Annotated in this window: 14 protein-coding genes; 3 read left to right on the top strand and 11 right to left on the bottom strand. The window is 28.1% G+C overall.

The genetic code is table 11. The annotated features are described in order from the left end of the window. Nucleotides 1-118: 118 nt before the first annotated feature. Nucleotides 119-529, bottom strand: coding sequence for a peptide deformylase (locus tag ACQZHJ_RS05200; protein ID WP_430484478.1), 411 nt, complete (start codon nucleotides 527-529; stop codon nucleotides 119-121). Nucleotides 530-906: 377 nt separating this feature from the next. Here ACQZHJ_RS05200 and cls point away from each other — a divergent pair, with 377 nt between their 5' ends. Beyond that, nucleotides 907-2,364, top strand: a complete 1,458-nt coding sequence (cls, locus tag ACQZHJ_RS05195; protein WP_430484477.1) for a cardiolipin synthase — start codon at nucleotides 907-909, stop codon at nucleotides 2,362-2,364. A gap of 335 nt (nucleotides 2,365-2,699) precedes the next feature. Further along, nucleotides 2,700-3,257 (top strand): hypothetical protein, encoded by a 558-nt coding sequence (locus ACQZHJ_RS05190; RefSeq protein ID WP_430484475.1) that lies wholly within the window; start codon nucleotides 2,700-2,702, stop codon nucleotides 3,255-3,257. 140 nt (nucleotides 3,258-3,397) lie between these two features. Here ACQZHJ_RS05190 and ACQZHJ_RS05185 read toward each other — a convergent pair whose 3' ends face one another. The 8 genes from ACQZHJ_RS05185 to ACQZHJ_RS05150 all read right to left on the bottom strand — a co-directional run bounded on the left by ACQZHJ_RS05185 (nucleotide 3,398) and on the right by ACQZHJ_RS05150 (nucleotide 13,366). Beyond that, the gene (locus tag ACQZHJ_RS05185; protein WP_430484474.1) at nucleotides 3,398-4,495 is read right to left on the bottom strand and encodes a linear amide C-N hydrolase; all 1,098 of its coding nucleotides are present in this window, start codon (nucleotides 4,493-4,495) and stop codon (nucleotides 3,398-3,400) included. 406 nt (nucleotides 4,496-4,901) lie between these two features. After that, nucleotides 4,902-5,054, bottom strand: coding sequence for a zinc-ribbon domain-containing protein (locus ACQZHJ_RS05180; RefSeq protein WP_430484473.1), 153 nt, complete (start codon nucleotides 5,052-5,054; stop codon nucleotides 4,902-4,904). 143 nt (nucleotides 5,055-5,197) lie between these two features. Then, nucleotides 5,198-5,797: a Gfo/Idh/MocA family protein gene (locus tag ACQZHJ_RS05175; protein ID WP_430484472.1), complete on the bottom strand. Its 600-nt coding sequence runs from the start codon at nucleotides 5,795-5,797 to the stop codon at nucleotides 5,198-5,200. Between the two features lie 34 nt (nucleotides 5,798-5,831). Then, nucleotides 5,832-6,350 carry a topology modulation protein gene (locus ACQZHJ_RS05170; RefSeq protein ID WP_430484471.1) on the bottom strand — a complete coding sequence of 173 codons (519 nt, stop codon included), beginning with the start codon at nucleotides 6,348-6,350 and terminating at the stop codon, nucleotides 5,832-5,834. Nucleotides 6,351-6,491: 141 nt separating this feature from the next. Continuing rightward, the gene (locus ACQZHJ_RS05165; protein WP_430484470.1) at nucleotides 6,492-7,460 is read right to left on the bottom strand and encodes an HD domain-containing protein; all 969 of its coding nucleotides are present in this window, start codon (nucleotides 7,458-7,460) and stop codon (nucleotides 6,492-6,494) included. A gap of 767 nt (nucleotides 7,461-8,227) precedes the next feature. Next, nucleotides 8,228-9,565, bottom strand: coding sequence for a hypothetical protein (locus tag ACQZHJ_RS05160; protein ID WP_430484469.1), 1,338 nt, complete (start codon nucleotides 9,563-9,565; stop codon nucleotides 8,228-8,230). Nucleotides 9,566-9,863: 298 nt separating this feature from the next. Further along, nucleotides 9,864-12,074: a catalase/peroxidase HPI gene (gene katG, locus ACQZHJ_RS05155; RefSeq protein WP_430484468.1), complete on the bottom strand. Its 2,211-nt coding sequence runs from the start codon at nucleotides 12,072-12,074 to the stop codon at nucleotides 9,864-9,866. A gap of 278 nt (nucleotides 12,075-12,352) precedes the next feature. Beyond that, a complete protein-coding gene (locus tag ACQZHJ_RS05150) occupies nucleotides 12,353-13,366 on the bottom strand; it encodes a DUF4932 domain-containing protein (RefSeq protein ID WP_430484467.1) in 1,014 nt (337 codons plus the stop codon). A 354-nt stretch (nucleotides 13,367-13,720) separates the two neighbouring features. On the opposite strand from ACQZHJ_RS05150, the gene ACQZHJ_RS05145 reads away from it, so the two are divergent. After that, complete coding sequence (locus tag ACQZHJ_RS05145) at nucleotides 13,721-13,882, top strand: hypothetical protein (protein ID WP_430486915.1); 162 nt, start codon at nucleotides 13,721-13,723, stop codon at nucleotides 13,880-13,882. A gap of 279 nt (nucleotides 13,883-14,161) precedes the next feature. Here the strand turns inward: ACQZHJ_RS05145 and ACQZHJ_RS05140 are convergent, their stop codons facing one another. Together ACQZHJ_RS05140 and ACQZHJ_RS05135 are read right to left on the bottom strand one after the other, a co-directional pair. Further along, nucleotides 14,162-17,560, bottom strand: coding sequence for an FtsX-like permease family protein (locus ACQZHJ_RS05140; protein WP_430484466.1), 3,399 nt, complete (start codon nucleotides 17,558-17,560; stop codon nucleotides 14,162-14,164). A 16-nt stretch (nucleotides 17,561-17,576) separates the two neighbouring features. Further along, nucleotides 17,577-18,278, bottom strand: a complete 702-nt coding sequence (locus ACQZHJ_RS05135) for an ABC transporter ATP-binding protein (RefSeq protein ID WP_430484465.1) — start codon at nucleotides 18,276-18,278, stop codon at nucleotides 17,577-17,579. Nucleotides 18,279-18,540: the final 262 nt, after the last annotated feature.

Here is an 18,540-nt window from a genome sequence, read left to right as displayed (position 1 = left end):
TTTTATATAGAAATAAGGAGTACATCTGTAACCATGATATACTCCTTCTTTTAATAAATCTATATTATTTATATAAGTGCAATCCTCAAGCCCTGCCAAAATTTATATACTAATCTTCTTAAATTATTATTCCCTCAAAATGATCTACTTCATGTTGAATAATTTGTGCAGTAAATCCAGTAAACACATCCTTATGCTTCTTAAAGTTTCTATCAAGATACTCTACTTCTATCTTTTCATATCTTGTTGTTTTTCTAAAACCAGTTAATGATAAACAGCTCTCTTCTGTTTCATATGGCTTTTCTTTCTTTAATATAACTGGGTTTACCATAGGAACTATGACGCTCCCCATAGTAAATACTAATATACGCTTTTTAACCCCTATCATGTTAGCAGCCATTCCAACACAATATTCTAAATTTGCTCTTAGTGTATCCTCTAAATCATAAATAACAGATATATCCTCTTTAGTTGCAGTCTCTGATTTTTGTCCTAAAAATAATATATCTCTAACAATCGGTTTTACCATATCTATTCCACCTTTCTGAATATATAATCTATAACAACTTAAATTTTTTGTGAATATAAAATGCTAACATATACTAATCTTATATCTTTTAATTTTAGTCCTTTTAATTATACTCTAACATACATAATTTCAAAACTAATTTGTATATTTTACTACAATATACATACATGATTATCTTAAATATTTAATCAACATAATTAAAATTCTTATTATTTATGCGAAAATAATAATTTATAAAAAATAGTTTAAATTCAATTAAAATGATATTATTATAGTATAGATTTTAATTTTTTATAAACATTTTTTTAAATATTAGATTATCTTTTAAATGATAGTTTAAAACAAAGTTAAACATTAAAGAAAGGATTTACTTAATTATGATTTATTCTATTTTTTCTACATTAATTCATATTCTAAACTTACTAACAATTCTCTATATGATTTTCAAAGAAAATCGTTCGCCTAAGAGTATAATCTCTTGGACTTTAGTACTTATTATACTTCCTTATATAGGTTTTATACTATTCATAATGTTAGGTAGAAAAGTTAATACCAAAGATATCTTTATAATGAAGCAATCTGAACTTAACATTTTTGAAAAATACATTAAAAAGTTAAAAAACAACCAAAAATTAAGTAAAGATTTAAAAACTCCAAAACACGCAGATATGATTAAAGCTATTGAAAGCATGGAATATTCTCCATATAGAGATGATGTGGAAGTCAAAGCATTTTTTGATGGCAAAAAACTATTTGAAGATATTTTAGAAAGCTTAAAAAAAGCTGAAAAAAGTATAAATATAGAATTTTACATATTTAAAAATGATGATTTAGGTTCAAAAGTTTTAGAAATTCTAAAAGAAAAGGCTAAAGCTGGAGTTGAAGTAAGACTTTTATATGATTCTGTTGGTAGCAGAACTCTTAATCGTAAAAAACTAAAGCCTCTAATTGATGCTGGTGTAAAAGTTGGTGAATTTTTCCCTGCTCTATTAAGACTAATAAACATAAATATGAACTTTAGAAATCATCGTAAGATAATAGTTATAGATAATAAAATAGGTTTTGTTGGAGGTTTTAATGTAGGTGACGAATATCTAGGTAAAGACCCTAAATTTGGTTATTGGAGAGATACTCATATAAAATTCATGGGAGATTCAGTAAGAGACTTAGATTTGAGATTTTGGGCCGATTGGAGATATGCTACAAAAGAAGATGTTGATTTAAGTTATCTTATAGATTATTTAAATGAAGAAACTCCATCATCTATTGAAGGTTATTCAAAATCTGGAATGCAGATAATATCTAGTGGCCCTAATCCTAATAACCTTTATGAAATCAAATTATCTTATTTAGAAATGATTCAAAGGGCAAAAAAATATATTTATATTCAATCTCCATATTTAATTTTAGATGATAGTATAGCTGATAGCTTAAAACTTGCATCTCTTTCTGGAGTGGATGTAAAAATCATGATACCTGGTAAAGGTGATCATCCCTTTGTTTATTGGGCAAACCTAATTTATGCTGGGGATTTACTAAACTTTGGTGTCAAAATATATCACTATGATAAAAATGCATTTCTTCATGCTAAAACAGTTGTTATAGATGATGAAGTATGTTCCATAGGAACTGCAAATATGGATACAAGAAGCTTTGAATTAAACTTTGAAGTAATTTCAATTCTATATTCAGAAGAATTAGCTAAAATTCAACGTAAAGAATTTGAAAAAGACATGCTTATCTCAAAACAATTAACTAAGGAAGAGTATCTTAATAGAAGCACTTCTGTTAAGATTAAAGAATCTTTTTCAAAGCTATTCTCAGCTTTACTTTAGTACTAATCTCATTTTTATTTAAGGCTCACTTTAAAGCTAATATTGGTTTTAATAGAGCCTTATTTTTATTTAGTCCAATATCCCCATACTATTTCATAATTGTATTATTTTAATCAATTTAATTCTTAGTTTTAAACATGGTCAAGAAAAAGTTAACTTTATTATTAATAATACTTAAACCTATTAGCCTTTTGTAGATTTTATTGCTAATTGTTAAATTTCTTCCATTTGAATTATCCCAAATAAAGTTATAAATTTTAAATATATACTTTATTTCAAATAAATCCTTAATACTTTGTTGAAATAAAGTTAATTTAAATTGGAGGTGCTTATAAATGAGTAAGTTGAATCTTAAAGAGGAAATAATGAACTTAAATTTTTCAAAAGATGAAGTGAAAACTCTAGAAGAAACTATATTGCATAGAAAAGAAGGAGTTGGACTTGAAGCTAAATATATAAAAAATGAATATTTAGTAAGAATTAATTCATATGATGAAATGTTAAGTAAAGTTAGAGGAATGTTAGAATCTGATGAGGAATTGCTTATAAGTAAAATAAATATTCCTTGCAAAAGCGGAACTGCTGGCATGTCCACTGCTTTGTATTATCAAGGTTTATTCTTTACAAATAAAAGACTTTTTGCATTTAACATGGGATTTAAATACAATCACCTAGATAACGTAAAAATCTATTCACTAAATGATATATGTGATATAAAGTATAATTCAGAACTTGATGATTTTACTCTTCAATTTAAAAACTCAGAATTTTATATATTAAAATACTATTCAAAAGATGAAAGAACTTTAAATTTAATAATAATAAAATTTTTATTAGATAAAGGAGTTAAACTTTCTTCAACTAATAAATTAATTGAAAAACTATTTTATTAGACTTAAAGTTTAATATTAGGCTCTGTTTTAAATTTTACTAATTTAAAACAGAGCCTTAATTTATAATAAATATCATCTAAATCAAAAAAGAGATTTACATCAAGATAATTTGATATAAACCTCTTCAAATATTAACTTATTTATTTCTTAGTTAAATATTTAAACTCAGTTACTCTTCCAAGGTCAAATTGTACATAATCATTTTTGCTTAATAAATCATTTAAATCTATGCATTGTACTGTTTGATTTTCATAAGTTACCCAGTAGAATTTTAATGACTCAGCACACATCATTGATGTATACACTGTATAATCAAATGGAACTACCCCTGTAGCATTTTTTAAATCTCCAGGTTGTGAAACTCTTACTATACCTAAAGGCATTGCTACATTATTGAGTAAATGTATTCCATAAGTAATACCTTCTTCTTCTGTTTTTCCTTTAACTGCATATTGTTTTAAGAATGCAAGTCTTACGAATCTAGATTGAGATGTACAATCTCCTGGAAGTCCTAAAGTACCATTTCCTGATGCACATTGTTCTAATGTAAATCCATTAACTGTTAAATTATCATAATCTAAATCTCTTATATTAAAGTAATTATATAAATTCAATTCATGCCATGAGTAGCTTGGGCTATTAGTTAATACTCCCATTGAATTACGATATATTGTTACTCCTGTTTTATCTGGTTCTATGATTACTGTTTCACCAGTTTTATCTGTAAATGACCAATGAACTGTCCCCATACTTCCAAACATAGGAATATTTACCAATGTTATTTTAGTTGTTAACGCATCAACAACTTCTTCTACATTCGCGCATTGTGTTAATAAATATGTAACAACATAAGGTGGTTGTACTGCTATTGTACCAGCTTTTGCCTTTGGCTCATAATGAGCATAATTACGATAATACAATTGTCCACCCATTAATCCTTTTTCATTAACGCCTTCATATAAAACTGGTGTAGACTCCATCAAAAGTGATCCTGTTCCTACAGCCGCATACTTAGAAGTTAATTTTGTAGATTCATCTATGTTTTTTTCTAGTATATTACCACATCCATAAAATTCTTTTCCTTTTGGAACATAAGTTATCATACTACCATTAGCGATGTGATTAAAGTCAAAATTCCTTCCCCATAAGTGCTTTCCATCCTCTGTAGACCAAGTTATTGAACTACATCCAGCATTTACATCATTCATAAGTTCTTTTACATTTTTCATGTTATCCATATATAACTTCCTTCCATTAGACTATATCAAAATAGCTTTTTTAATACAGTCTTTCTTTGTTTGTAATAAGTATTTTATATATGTCTTTTATAATTTTTAATAAGCTAAAAAATTCAGTAACAATAATATTATTAAAAGGCATTTTAAAATATAAAAAGGATTCTAATTAAACTTAATTATTTATTTGTATTATATATTAACACTTATGCGACTTCAAACTAGTAAATTTATCAGAATAAATAGTTTTATCTTTTGTTTATTATTAAATTAACTACATAAATTTATTTCATTCCTCTATAATATTAACAAAATTTACAAAACACTAAATATTATATAAAAATCCATATAAAGTATTTTTATGCACAAAAAAAGCTGTAGTAAAACTACAGCCTATAACAATCTAAAATTATCTTCTATTTTGTTCTTTTTTAGCTCTTCTACAAGGTAAACATCTTGTAGGCTCGTTATCGAATCCTTTTTCTTTGTAGAACTCTTGCTCTCCTACTGTGAATATGAATTCTTGTCCGCAATCTCTGCATTTTAATGTCTTATCTGTCATTATTATTCCTCCTAAAATTAAAGATTCTAAATTGATATAATAATCTCTAATTTACGAGAAACTATTTACCTAAATGAAACTTTTTTGTTAGCAACTTTGCTACCTCTTTATAATAACATAGCATTTCTATAATTGCAAGCTTTTTATTGTTTTTTATAAAAATTAATTATATTTTCTAAAAGTCTTTGAGCTTTCAAAGCTTCTTTCCCACTTGTAAGAGGTTTTAGATCATTTTCAACACAATCAATAAAATGATGAATATAATCATCGATTAAAGTTTCACTGAAATCTACATCTCTAATAGAATTTGAAGCATGTTTACAAATATTAATTGAAATAATTTCACCTGATTCATCTTTTATCTTTTTATACATAGGTGAAAATCTTCTATTAAAACCAACCATTAGTTTCAAGTTTTTAATCTTGCTTAATTCAATAAGCTCTTCCCCTTGCTTCACTGTAGATGCTAATGGCTTATCTACATAAACATGTAATCCAAGTTCTAAAAGTTCTTTAACAACATCATAATGTGACTCAGTTGATGTATGTACAAATGCTGCATCACACTCTTTAGCTAAATCTTTTATAGAATCAAATACTTTTATTCTATATTCATTACAAATACGAATTCTTTTTTCCTTATTAGGAGTAAATGCTCCAACAAATTCAAAATTTTCAGCTTTTGATAATACTGGAAGTATATAATCTATAATTAATTTTCTAACATCAATCATTTTTTTCATCCCTTAAATTCATTGATAGAAAATAACTATTTACTCATTCCCTTAAACTCAAATCCTTAATAACCTTTTCTATCTCATCATAATTATTTATTACTATGAAAATTTTTTCTTTATACTTTTCTACTATCTCTTTTACTCTTGGCAAAGTATCTACTTCAAAACTTTTAACAAAACTAGCAAATTCTTCTGTTACAGTACCATCGAAGTCTTTAGACATATCCTCTCTATTACTACAATTTTTTATATATTCTTCTTCCCTATAATAAATATTTCTTAAACATACTTCACTTGGAATATTTAAAAGTATTACTGTATCTGCTAATTTAACTCTAAATTCCAGAGTAGATATATAGTTCCCATCAATAATCCACTTTTCATGTTTACTAGCAAACTTATTTACTGCTTCAACTAATTCTTCTCTAGTTATATGAGATTTACCTACCGTATGATAAACCTTGTCTAAGTGCATAACTGGATAATTCAAAACTTTATTTATTCTTCTTGTAAATACTGACTTCCCTGCACCAGGACACCCAACAATTATAGCCTTCATATGATATCCTCCTATTTTAAATCCCTAACAATACTAATCCATATGACTTTATTTTACAGCGCACTAAGAAAGTATGATAGCCTAAAGCTAAAATTCATTCTAAACAATTTATAACTCCTAGTTCAAACTTATTATCACGCTTTATTTTAAATACTTTAATGCCAAATCATCTAATTCTGACTTCAATTTTGATTTATTAAGCTTTGCTGCAATTGGCGAAAACATATCTATTGTTGATTTAGCCTTTTCTCTCCATTTTTCTGGTTCAGTAAATTGAATTGTTCTCATATTATGAAGACAGTCTGCCAATCTAATTAGACTTACACTATCATAAAACTCGTCATCTTCTCTTATTTCCACAGATTTATCATAAGCTTTTGTTGTATTCTCTATAATTTTTGATACCAATGGTGAAAACTCCTTCTCTACCCTATTTAATGTAACTTGAGTTTTTTCATCAATAATATCATGTAATAGTCCTGCTATTATTATTTCCTCATCTACTTCCATTTCAGCTAATATAATAGCTACATTAATTGAATGAGTAACATATTCTTCACCTGATTTTCTCTTCTGTCCTTCATGAGCAAAACAAGCTAATTTATAAGCTTTCTCTAAGTTTGTAAAATCATCAAACAATTTATTTTCCTCAATAGTTTTAACAAGCTCATTGTATAGCTCCTCTGATGTTTCATAATTCTCTGTAGATTTTAAAAACATATTTGCCTTTTCATATACTTTATTCTTATCCATAAAATACTCTCCTCCATTCTCTTTATAATTTTTCTTTACCCCTAACACTTTAATAACAACTGGAGAAAACCCATACTTTTTACGAAAGGCTTTAGTAAAACCATTATTTGTTTCATATCCATATTTTATAGCTACATCAAGTATCTTTTCTCCCAAAACAATTTCTTCTGCAGCCCTTAAAAGTCTTCTATCTTTAACATATTCCTTAATGGATACCCCCATTTCTCTCTTAAATACTCTTGAAAAATGGTATGAAGAATATCCCATTTCCTTTGCTATTTCATCTACAGTTAAACTCTCTGTAATATTCTCTTCAATATATTTAATACATGAAAATATGATTTCTGAATATCTCATGCATATTCCCCCTTTAGCTACCACGTGGTAATTCTAGTATAACCTCTATTCTATATTATCACTGTTCCATTTTTGCTATATATCTATAAACCCTATTTTAAGAGAGTATTAATTTCAATATATTTCCTGCTTTAGATTTATATAATAATCCCTTTCTAGTTACTCTTAATAATAGATTTTCTAAAATACAATTTAAAAATTCTTTGTTATTTGATTCTTTAATATGATTTATATTATTAGATTGGTTTTAAAACATAATCTTTTTGTTTCAAAATTAGTTATCAAAGTTAAATTTCTTGGTATTCACATATAACTTAATGGCAAAGAGAAAAAGCACCCATCCGACCAAGAATAGTGCTTTAAACTCTTAAATTTAATTATTTATTTATCAAACTATTCCAATAGACCTAAAACAAAATAAACCTTTACTTTTTCCCTTTAACTTTAATGTATTTAGAATCTATGCAACTCTTTCTTTATCTTTAACCTAATATCTCTTCACTATAGTAAAAAACTATGTTTATTATATGTCTTTTATATACCGTAGTCAAAGTACATATTATTATAAAAACTAACAGCACCTACTTGTCCTAATCACAATTCTTCATCAAACTTTATTTCACTATTTTAACTAAATTAATTTAAAATAAATTATACAAATTCTTAATAACAAAACTTACAAACATTATAAAAAGAATATATAATAATCCTTTAAATATATTTGTAAGTCTCATTAAAAATTTATTTTGATATAATTATTTCTCTATTTATTTTAGATTTACAGAATTAAAATCAACTTTAATATTTTTATTTGTATATTTCCAGATATGATGATAATGATTTACATAGCTAGCCCAATTTCCAGTAACCCAACAATGATAATGATCTGCACGATGACCAAGTTGTATTTCTACAGAATTTTTAAAGTTACCATCTGAATACCAAACACATTCAGTAATAGCTTGAAGATTCCTAAGTGCTAACTCTGGTAATGATCTCACTTTACCTTTTCTCATAAAAGAACTTGAAAACATATCCCATATGCTATTTTCAAGCATGTTCAGGTTAAAATTCCATTCGCCAATTATTCCACTACTATTGTTTATAATACTAAAATCTGAAATTGTAGCTGTTTTTGATTGAGAAATGCTATAAGATGGGGAAAAACTAGGATTTTTAGAAATGTCTACACCAACTGTAAATGAAGAGCCAGTGGTATATTGTGTTTGATTATTGACATTTTTAGGTTCGCTTGATAATACTCTTAAGTTGTTATTATCTGGCTTCATATAAACATTAACATTAGATTGAAAATATCCTCTATCATAATCATTATACCATGATATTGGACCACTACCTGATGGATGGAATCCTGCCCCTACACTTCTTATTCTTAAATACTTATAATTAGGATAAAAAGATGCAAATAAAGAAACTTCCATAATAATTTCATTTTTAACAGTTTGATTTCCTATAATATATTCACTTGTAATCGGAATATAATTCATCCAAAATTGATTTGCTGGTAGCGCACCTTGTTCTCTTAAAGCTTTATTTTCCTCTTGAAAAGCTACGGGCACTTTAAAAGTAGAGTCTAATATTTTCTTTATAGCCTTTGCATTTTCTTGAGGACCTAAATCTTGTAACTTTTCTTTATATTTATTACACTCAGAACAATCATTATTTACTGGTAACCCTTGAAAATTACCTAAATCATCTTGTAGAAGATCTCTTTTACTATATTCATTATAAGTGAAGTTATCTGTATCAGCTATATTAAACACATTAAAGTTTTCATATGGTCTAATAACAGCCCATTTACCATTAAAATCTATCCCTATAAATTCTGATAAATCATTTGACTCTGAAATATTTAATAAAACCACAGGAATCTTTTTAGCTAAATACTTTTTTACAAATGATAGATCTTCATTGTAAGAATTTAAATCTGCAATTACAGCAACATAGTCTTTATCTTTAATAGATTTTTCATTGTTTAATTTAACGCTATCATTTATTACAAGAATATTATCATACAACTTATTTAATTCATAAACTATTTCATCAATATTTTTCTCTATTTCATTAGTCTTTTTCTTAGTCATAATAATTACCTCCATAAAGAATGAATATTAACTCATCACTACATTATATTAAAATTTATCGTTAAGGGTTACATAATTTTAAAACGTTCACCATTAATAATCCCTTTAATCTTTGTTTTTATTAACAGTTATTTTAAATAATATTAAACGTAAAAGAAAAAAGCACTCATCCTACCAAGAATAGTGCTTTAAACTCTTAAATATTAGTTATTATAAAACCATTTATATAGTTTTCATCTTTTAAAGGTTAAACTATATAACTAGCTAATCTATTTATAAAAGAATATATAAAATTATTTTAATCATTCTTTTTAATATCAAATCTATCTGCATTCATTACCTTATTCCATGCAGATACAAAATCTTCTATAAACTTTTCCTCATTTCCCTTAGATGCATACACCTCAGCAACTGCACGAAGTTGTGAATTTGATCCAAATATAAGATCAACCTTTGTTGCTGTCCATTTTTTCTCTCCTGTTTCTCTATCAGATCCTATATATCTTTCCTTGTCTTCTGGAGATTTATTCCAAACTGTATCCATATCAAGAAGATTCACAAAGAAATCATTTGTAAGACTTCCTTCTCTATTTGTAAAAACTCCATCCTTTGAATTTTTATAATTAGTGTTTAATACTCTCATACCACCAATTAATACTGTCATTTCTGGAATAGTTAAATTCAATAATTGTGCTTTGTCAATTAGCATTTCATCTGATGACTCTGCATACTCTTCTTTTACATAATTTCTAAATCCATCTGCCTTAGGTTCAAGACTACCAAATGAATTTATATCTGTATCCTCTTGAGTTGCATCAGTTCTTCCTGGAGTAAATGGGACAGTGATATTGTGTCCTGCCCTTTTTGCAGCTTCTTCAATTCCAACACATCCCCCTAATACAATAACATCAGCTAAGGATACTTTTTTACCCTTTGAATGTGACTTATTAAAATTCATTTGAATTTTTTCTAATTCACCTAAAATCTTACTAAGTCTTTCTGGCTCATTAAGCTCCCATTCTATTTGTGGTTTTAAGCGTATTCTTGCCCCATTTGCCCCTCCACGCTTATCTGAATTACGAAATATTGATGCAGATTCCCAAGCTGTTGTAACAAGGTCTGATATTCCTAATCCTGAGTCTAAAATCTTTTTCTTAAGCTCTTGAATATTCTTTTTATTAACCACTTTATAATTAGCTTCTGGTAATGGATCTTGCCAAATAAATCTCTCTTTTGGAACTTCTGGTCCAAGATATCTATCTATTGGCCCCATATCTCTATGTGTTAACTTAAACCAAGCTTTTGCAAAATCCTCTTCAAATTTCTTTGGATTTTCTAAATAATTCTCTGCTATTGCTTTATACATAGGATCGTGAATAAGTGCTAAATCTGCAGTGGTCATCATAGGTCTATGTTTTTTCAATGGATCATAAGCATCAACTACCATATCCTCTTCATCTACATCCTTAGCTAACCATTGGTATGCCCCTGCCGGACTTTTAACTAATTCCCACTGATATTTAAATATTGTTTTTAAGTAACCCATTGTCCACTTTATAGGCTCTGATTTCCACGCACCTTCAATTCCACTTCCTATTGTGTCTGGTCCCATACCAGTTTTATAGCTACTTTTCCATCCTAATCCTTGTTGTTCAATAGGTGCAGCTTCTGGCTCTGGTCCAACATATGAAGGTGATGCAGCTCCATGACATTTACCAAAAGTATGTCCACCAGCTATAAGAGCAACTGTTTCTTCATCATTCATTGCCATACGAGTGAATGTTTCTCTTACATCATTAATAGCTAACCCAGGATCAGGATTTCCATTTGGTCCTTCTGGATTCACATAAATTAATCCCATCTGTGTAGCAGCCAAAGGATTTTCGAGTTCTTTATCCTTCTTCTCATCTCTATCACGGTCAGCTCCAAGCCATTTTTTCTCACTTCCCCAATAAATATCTTCCTGTGGTTCCCAAACATCAACTCGTCCACCACCAAAGCCAATTGTCTTTAATCCCATAGATTCAAATGCACAGTTACCAGTTAATATTATAAGGTCCGCCCATGAAATTTTATTTCCATATTTCTTTTTTATTGGCCAAAGTAAACGACGTGCTTTATCTAAATTTATATTATCTGGCCAACTATTAAGTGGTGGAAAACGTTGAAGACCTTGTCCCCCACCACCTCTACCATCACCAATTCTATAAGTACCAGCACTATGCCAAGCCATACGAATAAAAAATGGACCATAATGACCATAATCAGCAGGCCACCAATCCTTTGAGTCTGTCATAAGCTTATACAAATCTCTCTTTAATCCATAATAATCTAACTTTTTAAACTCTTCAGCATAGTTAAAACCTTTAGACATAGGATTACTTAGTTCACAATTTTGACGAAGAACATTAAGTCTAAGATGATCTGGCCACCAGTATTCATTGGTTGTTCCACCACTAGACATACCTTTACTAGTTCTTCCTGTCACTGGACATCTTCTTTCTTCCATATATCATTCCTCCTTACCAATCTTATTTACCTGTTTTCATACCTACTTAATTTATGTAAGCAATAAGTAGTAAAATCTTTCTTATATAAATACTATTCAGTAAATTATATAAATATATAAGTATTACTATGAATGAATTAGTAAATAAGATTTTGTAAGTTCTACATTGATTAATTTTAGGCATAAAAATAGTAGCTATCTAAATTGGGAAGAAGCTACTATTTTTAAGTATTAATTTAGCGAAGCTCTTGCTTATTTATGATAAGATTCATTCTTAATTATTCTAAAAATACTTTTATAAGTTCTGAATAAAACTGATCTATTGAATTATACTTACTTTTATTTTTCTCATACTCTTCTAACTTATTAACTAAAGGCTTAATATATCTATATCCTAAATTATAATCATGCTCAATTCTTCCATTGGTAAACTCTTCACCAAAGTAATTTTTACATAAATGTATTGATACTGCTCGTACCATATGTTCATTTATGCATTCTTCCCAATCACCATAACCACTAAACTCAGTTTTATATTTTTCTAAATCTTCATATCTCCCCTTATACATATCTACTAACTCTGTATTTTTCTCTGTTATTGGATTTATTATAGGATGGCTAAGCTCATGAAAAATCAAATTACATAAGTCATAATATCTATCTACAAAAAGTGTTTCCCCTAGCCAAATATTTAGATTAAATATAATATTTATGTATTTTTCTTCCCCTATGTTCAAATCAAACCCAAAGTTATTCTTAGATAAATTGCTCATAACAAAATTATAGTTAGTATTTTTTACACCTGATAATTCTTCTAGATCATTGATAAAATCATACTTTTCTAAAATTTCATTAAAGTATTCTAAATCCTTTTTATAATATTCTTCAATCTTAGTAAAAAACTCATCAAACTTTGCTTCTTCCTTAAATGAATTAAATAAATCTTTAAACTCTTCTAACTTCTCAATTCCACCACTTAGATTTACATTGAATTCACTAATCTCATACTTAAAGCTTGAATCTTTTTCATTATCTAAAGCTAAAGCAAAAACCATAGGTCTTCCAAAAAAGAATCCTTCCCTAATCATTTCTTCAAACTTTTTATAAATATCATGATTAGAGTACTTTCCAAAATGATTTTTTATATCACTTATGTATTCCTCATTAGAATAATCTACAAAGTCTACATTAAATCCAAAGATCCCACTTAAAATTTCATTACATCTGCTTGTAAGAATAATTATATTCATTAGTTCAATATTCCTATTTACTTCTAAATTTACTTTTCTCATACACTCTCCTATTTACCATTTAAATTTATTTTATGTCAGCCTCTTCTTATACAATTTGTTTATTAAATTCTTTTTCCTTCTAATAATACAAATAATACAAACAATTTATCTAACCTTTGCTTTTTATTAACACTTATTTCAAATAAACTTCCATATAAAATAAAAAGTCCTAATCATTTAAAGATTAAGACCTCTTCCAGTTAATTCCCCTATATTTATTCTAGATAATTATGGTATAATATCCAAGTTAGAATATAGAAATTCCGTAGTAGGATGGCTACGGAGGTTTTGAACGTTTTATCCTCCTGGGCTATGGGTGAATAATTTCACTATAGCTAGGGGGTGGTATTGGATATGCTAGCATTGATTATAAAAAGTTTTACTACGATTTATATTATTAGATTGGTTTTAAAACATAATCTTTTTGTTTCTAAATTAGTTATCAAGGTTAAATTTCTTGGTATTCATATAGAACTTAATGGCAAAGAGAAAAAGCACCCATCCGACCAAGAATAGTGCTTTAAACTCTTAAATTTAATTATTCAATTTATTAAATTCTTCCAATAGCCCTAAAACAAAATAAGCACTTTGTGAAAGCGACTATCACAAATCAAGGATTTGGATATCTGCTTTTGTTCTAAGGATTGCTTAGTGTTACAGCACTAAGCTTTTCTTATTTATATTATATCAAATTTTTATAAAAAATAAACCTTTACTTTTTTTCTTTAGCATTAATCAATGTATAATTTTTGTCTCTAAGTTTTGATACATACACTTTTCTATTCATTATTCTAATTATTCATTTGACTTTAACGCATCAATCATATTAACCTTTCTTAGCTTAATATGCATAAGAATCATAACTACTACTGAGAAGAAGATAGTTATTAAGGCTGATATTACATAACTACTTAGTGCTATATTAGGATACATCATCATTGTATCTGTTTCTGATGTTCTTATTATAAAGGCATGTAACATCCTTCCTAGTACTCCACCTGTTAATACTCCAAGTAGTGTTAATATTATATTTTCTCTTAGTATATACATAGTAACTTCATCATCAAAGAATCCTAGTACCTTTATTGTTGATAGTTCTCTTATACGTTCTGATACATTTATATTGTTTAGGTTGTATAATACTACAAAGGCTAAGGCTCCTGCTGATAGGATTATTACTAGCATTACTACGTTCATGTTTGCTGCTGATTCTTCTGTTGTTTTTTGTATTTGTGATGTCATTGCTACATTTATTACATTCTTACATTCCATAAGTTTTGATATTATTTCGTCTTCATTCATTTTTTCTTTATTAAAGTTTAGAAGATCTGTGTTATACACTGGTTTCTTTCCAAATACTTTTTCATAGTATGATGGTGACATATACATTGAATGCATAATATAGTTTTCTGCTATATTTTCCACCTTAACTTCATAAGAATTATCCTCTTCATCCTTAAATGTTATAGTATCTCCCACAGAAACTCCTAAAAGGTTTGCTAGCTTTTCATTTATAACAACGCCATCTTCTGGAACTTCATATTTTTCTCCTGAAACTCTATCATTTAAAACTATAAAGTTATTTAATTCATCTTTATTTTCTGGAACATAAAGACTAACCGTTTGCTTATTCATTTCTTCCTTACTGAAAAATACTGATTCTTGGTGCATTTTTAAATTGGCTTCATAGCCAGGTAATGATTTCAAAGTTTCATTATATTTATTAACTTCTTCAGTGCTTGGATTATCTCCAAAGACAACCATAGCTTCATACTTCCATACCTTATCAAACTGCTTTTGAACCATTCCATTATTTGAATCCTTAAGTCCAAATCCAGTAACAAGAAGTGCCATACATCCTGCTATTCCAAAGATAGTCATAAACATACGCTGCTTATATCTAAATAAATTTCTGAATGTTACTTTTTGATTGAAGTTTAATCTCTTCCATAATGGAGTAATTCTTTCTAATAATATCTTTTTACCCATCTTTGGAGCCTTTGGTCTCATAAGGTTAGATGGCTTATTCTTAAGCTCAACTCTTATTACAAATAAGGCTGCTCCAACTGTGCATAAAATTGAAATTACTAAGGATTGAATTATATAACTTAGATAATAATATGTTTCTATCTTAGGAAGTGCATATACACTTGTGTAAGCATTACTTATTATATTTGGTATAATGTTGCTTCCAACTAAAAGTCCAAAGATACATCCCAATACACTTGCTAAGGAAGCATACACAACAAACTTTAATGATATTCTAAAGTTATCATATCCTAAGGCTTTCATAGTACCTATCTCAGTTCTCTTCTCTTCAACCATTCTTGTCATTGTTGTTAAACAAATTAATATTGCTACTAAGAAGAAGAATACTGGTAATACTGAAGCTATACTGTCTAAACTGTTTATTGAATCCTTATATCCTGAATATCCTGGATTATCAGTTCTATCAAAGATAATATACTTACTCTCACCTAAATCATTTAAAGTTGATTTTTCCTTTTCTTCAACTTCTTTTTTTCCATCCTCAAGCTTTTTCTTATTTTCTGCTATAGCTTTTTCACCCTCAACTATACTCTTTTCTGATTCATCAAGTTTAGCTTTAGCCTTGTTAAGTTCTCTTTCTCCCTTAACTTTACCTTCTTCAAAGGCTTTTTTGCCCTTAGCTAATTCTGCTTTACTATTAGTTAATTTAGTTTGTGCTTCTTCTAGACTAGCTTTTCCACTATTAAATGTATTTAGCTGTTTCTCATATTCTGCTTTTCCTTCTTGGTACTTAGTTATTCCAGCTAATAAAACTCCTAATTTTGAAGAGTTTTCATTAATAGCTTTAACATTTTCATCTAAAGAGTTTGCTATACTTAAGGCTAATTCTTTATTCTTAGGATCACTCTCTAATCCACTTATTGCTCCATTTAAATCACTTAATCCTAAGTTAGAAATTATCACTTTCCAATACTGTATTTTCTCAGAAGGTATCTCCCCATTCTCTGGAATTGCATTAACTGTATTTCTTATATCAGTAGAAAGCATAGTCATTGTTCCTGATAGTTTTTTAAGACCATCTATTTTATTTTGTAATTCACTAGTACTCTCATCTGGATTAACCCCTTGATTTAAGAACTCTTGCCTACCTTTATCAATACTCTCTTTTGCTTTGTCTAACTGAATTTGTCCTTCTTCAAGAGTGGCTTTTTGCTTATTAATCTCAGCTTGCCCTTCTTTTATTTTCTTTTCGCCTAAAGAGAATTTTTCAGTTCCTTCTTTTATTCCCTTATCATACTCTGCTTTACTTTGAAGGTATTTTTTCTTTCCTGCTTCTAACTCTTTTTTCCCATTCTCTAATTCTTTTTCCTTATCTAAAAGCAACTGTTCATTTTCATTTAATTCTTCACGAGCTGAATTAAACTCATTTTTAACCTCTGCTCTTATTTCATCTCCTCTTTCAACTTCTCTCTTTAAATATAAGTCTTCAAGATATTTATTATTTTCCTCCATTAAATTCTTATATTCATTTCCATAAGCATCAAGCCCCTGTGTATTTTTAAATCTAACATAAATTTCAGTATAAGGCCCCATGTCTATATCAGCACTATTTAAAACTCCAAAGTAATCAATAGTTCCTTTTCCAACGGGAGTTGCTCCTCTTCCCTCTTTTTCAATATACATTGGACTTTTTACTATTCCAACAATCTTAAACTTAGTCTGCTTAAAATTCTTCATCGTATCTTCATCAGTGTCAATTACAAACTCATCACCAATTTTAAGATCCTTATTAAGCTTAAATGCTTTTTCATCTAAGGCAATTTCTCCACTTTTCTCTGGTAGTTTACCCTCTAATACGACAAACTTATTTAAGTTATTTTTCTTATCATACTCCATAAATCTAACCACCTTACTCATATTAGTAAGATTAGCGTCAATTGTATGTGTTCCATAATAATCTAGTATTTTATCATTATTCTTTAGTAAATCTAAATCCTTATCTGTTAATCCCATAGTTGAAACAATCTTACTATCCATTAAGTTTTGATTCTCATAGAAAGTATTTATTGTCTTATTCATATCAGGACCAGCTGATTTTATTCCTGAATAAAATGCAACCCCTAAAAAGATGATTACCATTATAGAAAAAAATCTAGCCTTCGATGAAAGGATTTCTCTTGTTATAGACTTCTTATATGTCTTCATTCCTAAGCTCTCACCCCTACCATTCAATATCTTCAACTGAGATTGGCTCTTTATTTATCTCAATACTTCTTACTTTAGCATCGTTAATCTTAATAACCTTATCAGCCATAGGTGCAAGAGCTGAATTGTGAGTTATTATGACAACTGTTTTTCCAAGTTTCCTACAAGCATCCTGTAAAATCTTAAGTATTTGCTTCCCTGTTTTATAATCTAAAGCTCCTGTTGGTTCATCACAAAGTAATAACTTTGGATTTTTAGCTAAAGCTCTGGCAATAGAAACTCTCTGTTGTTCTCCCCCTGATAATTGAGAAGGAAAATTATCTTTTCTATGACTAAGTCCAACTAACTCTAAAGTTTTATCAACCTCTAATGCATCACTAGATATCTGTGTAGCAAGTTCAACATTCTCTTTTGCAGTTAAATTTTGTACTAAGTTATAAAACTGAAATACAAAACCAACATCAAACCTTCTATACTTAGTTAATTGTTTATTATTAAATTTAGCAATATCTGTCCCATCAATTACTATATTGCCTTCGTCACAATTATCCATTCCACCTAAAATATTAAGAGTAGTTGATTTACCTGCTCCACTAGGTCCTAAGATAATAACAAACTCGCCCTTTTCTATAGAAAAGCTAACTCCATTATTAGCAACCACTTCATTATCTCCAACTTTATATCTCTTAAATATATCTTTTACATCAATATAAGCCATAACTATTTCCTCCCATTCTCATTATCTAAATTACTAATCTTATCTTTAAGTATTGGCTCTTATTTTATTTTTAACGTCTAGTTATTAAATAGACACTTTGTATATTTAATACTATAATCAAAGTATAAATTACTAATCATGCTTAAACAATAATCACATAAATCCATAACGTTATTAAATGAACATATAAAATAAAAATGTACAGTTAATAACATTTAACATTAAATTATCTAAAACTCTATTTCAGAGTTTATTCTGAATA

The organism is Clostridium sp. B9 (assembly GCF_050509515.1).
Taxonomy (GTDB): domain Bacteria; phylum Bacillota; class Clostridia; order Clostridiales; family Clostridiaceae; genus Sarcina.
Note: the sequence above shows the minus strand (reverse complement) of the source record. Positions and strands in the feature narration are given on the sequence as shown.

Coding starts and splice junctions, on each gene's coding strand:
- ACQZHJ_RS05140 (WP_430484466.1), bottom strand. CDS start 17,560: ATGAAGACATATAAGAAGTCTATAACAAGAGAAATCCTTTCATCGAAG.
- ACQZHJ_RS05135 (WP_430484465.1), bottom strand. CDS start 18,278: ATGGCTTATATTGATGTAAAAGATATATTTAAGAGATATAAAGTTGGA.
- ACQZHJ_RS05150 (WP_430484467.1), bottom strand. CDS start 13,366: ATGAGAAAAGTAAATTTAGAAGTAAATAGGAATATTGAACTAATGAAT.
- ACQZHJ_RS05185 (WP_430484474.1), bottom strand. CDS start 4,495: ATGGATAACATGAAAAATGTAAAAGAACTTATGAATGATGTAAATGCT.
- ACQZHJ_RS05175 (WP_430484472.1), bottom strand. CDS start 5,797: ATGAAAAAAATGATTGATGTTAGAAAATTAATTATAGATTATATACTT.
- ACQZHJ_RS05145 (WP_430486915.1), top strand. CDS start 13,721: ATGCTAGCATTGATTATAAAAAGTTTTACTACGATTTATATTATTAGA.
- ACQZHJ_RS05180 (WP_430484473.1), bottom strand. CDS start 5,054: ATGACAGATAAGACATTAAAATGCAGAGATTGCGGACAAGAATTCATA.
- cls (WP_430484477.1), top strand. CDS start 907: ATGATTTATTCTATTTTTTCTACATTAATTCATATTCTAAACTTACTA.
- katG (WP_430484468.1), bottom strand. CDS start 12,074: ATGGAAGAAAGAAGATGTCCAGTGACAGGAAGAACTAGTAAAGGTATG.
- ACQZHJ_RS05160 (WP_430484469.1), bottom strand. CDS start 9,565: ATGACTAAGAAAAAGACTAATGAAATAGAGAAAAATATTGATGAAATA.
- ACQZHJ_RS05165 (WP_430484470.1), bottom strand. CDS start 7,460: ATGAGATATTCAGAAATCATATTTTCATGTATTAAATATATTGAAGAG.
- ACQZHJ_RS05200 (WP_430484478.1), bottom strand. CDS start 529: ATGGTAAAACCGATTGTTAGAGATATATTATTTTTAGGACAAAAATCA.
- ACQZHJ_RS05190 (WP_430484475.1), top strand. CDS start 2,700: ATGAGTAAGTTGAATCTTAAAGAGGAAATAATGAACTTAAATTTTTCA.
- ACQZHJ_RS05170 (WP_430484471.1), bottom strand. CDS start 6,350: ATGAAGGCTATAATTGTTGGGTGTCCTGGTGCAGGGAAGTCAGTATTT.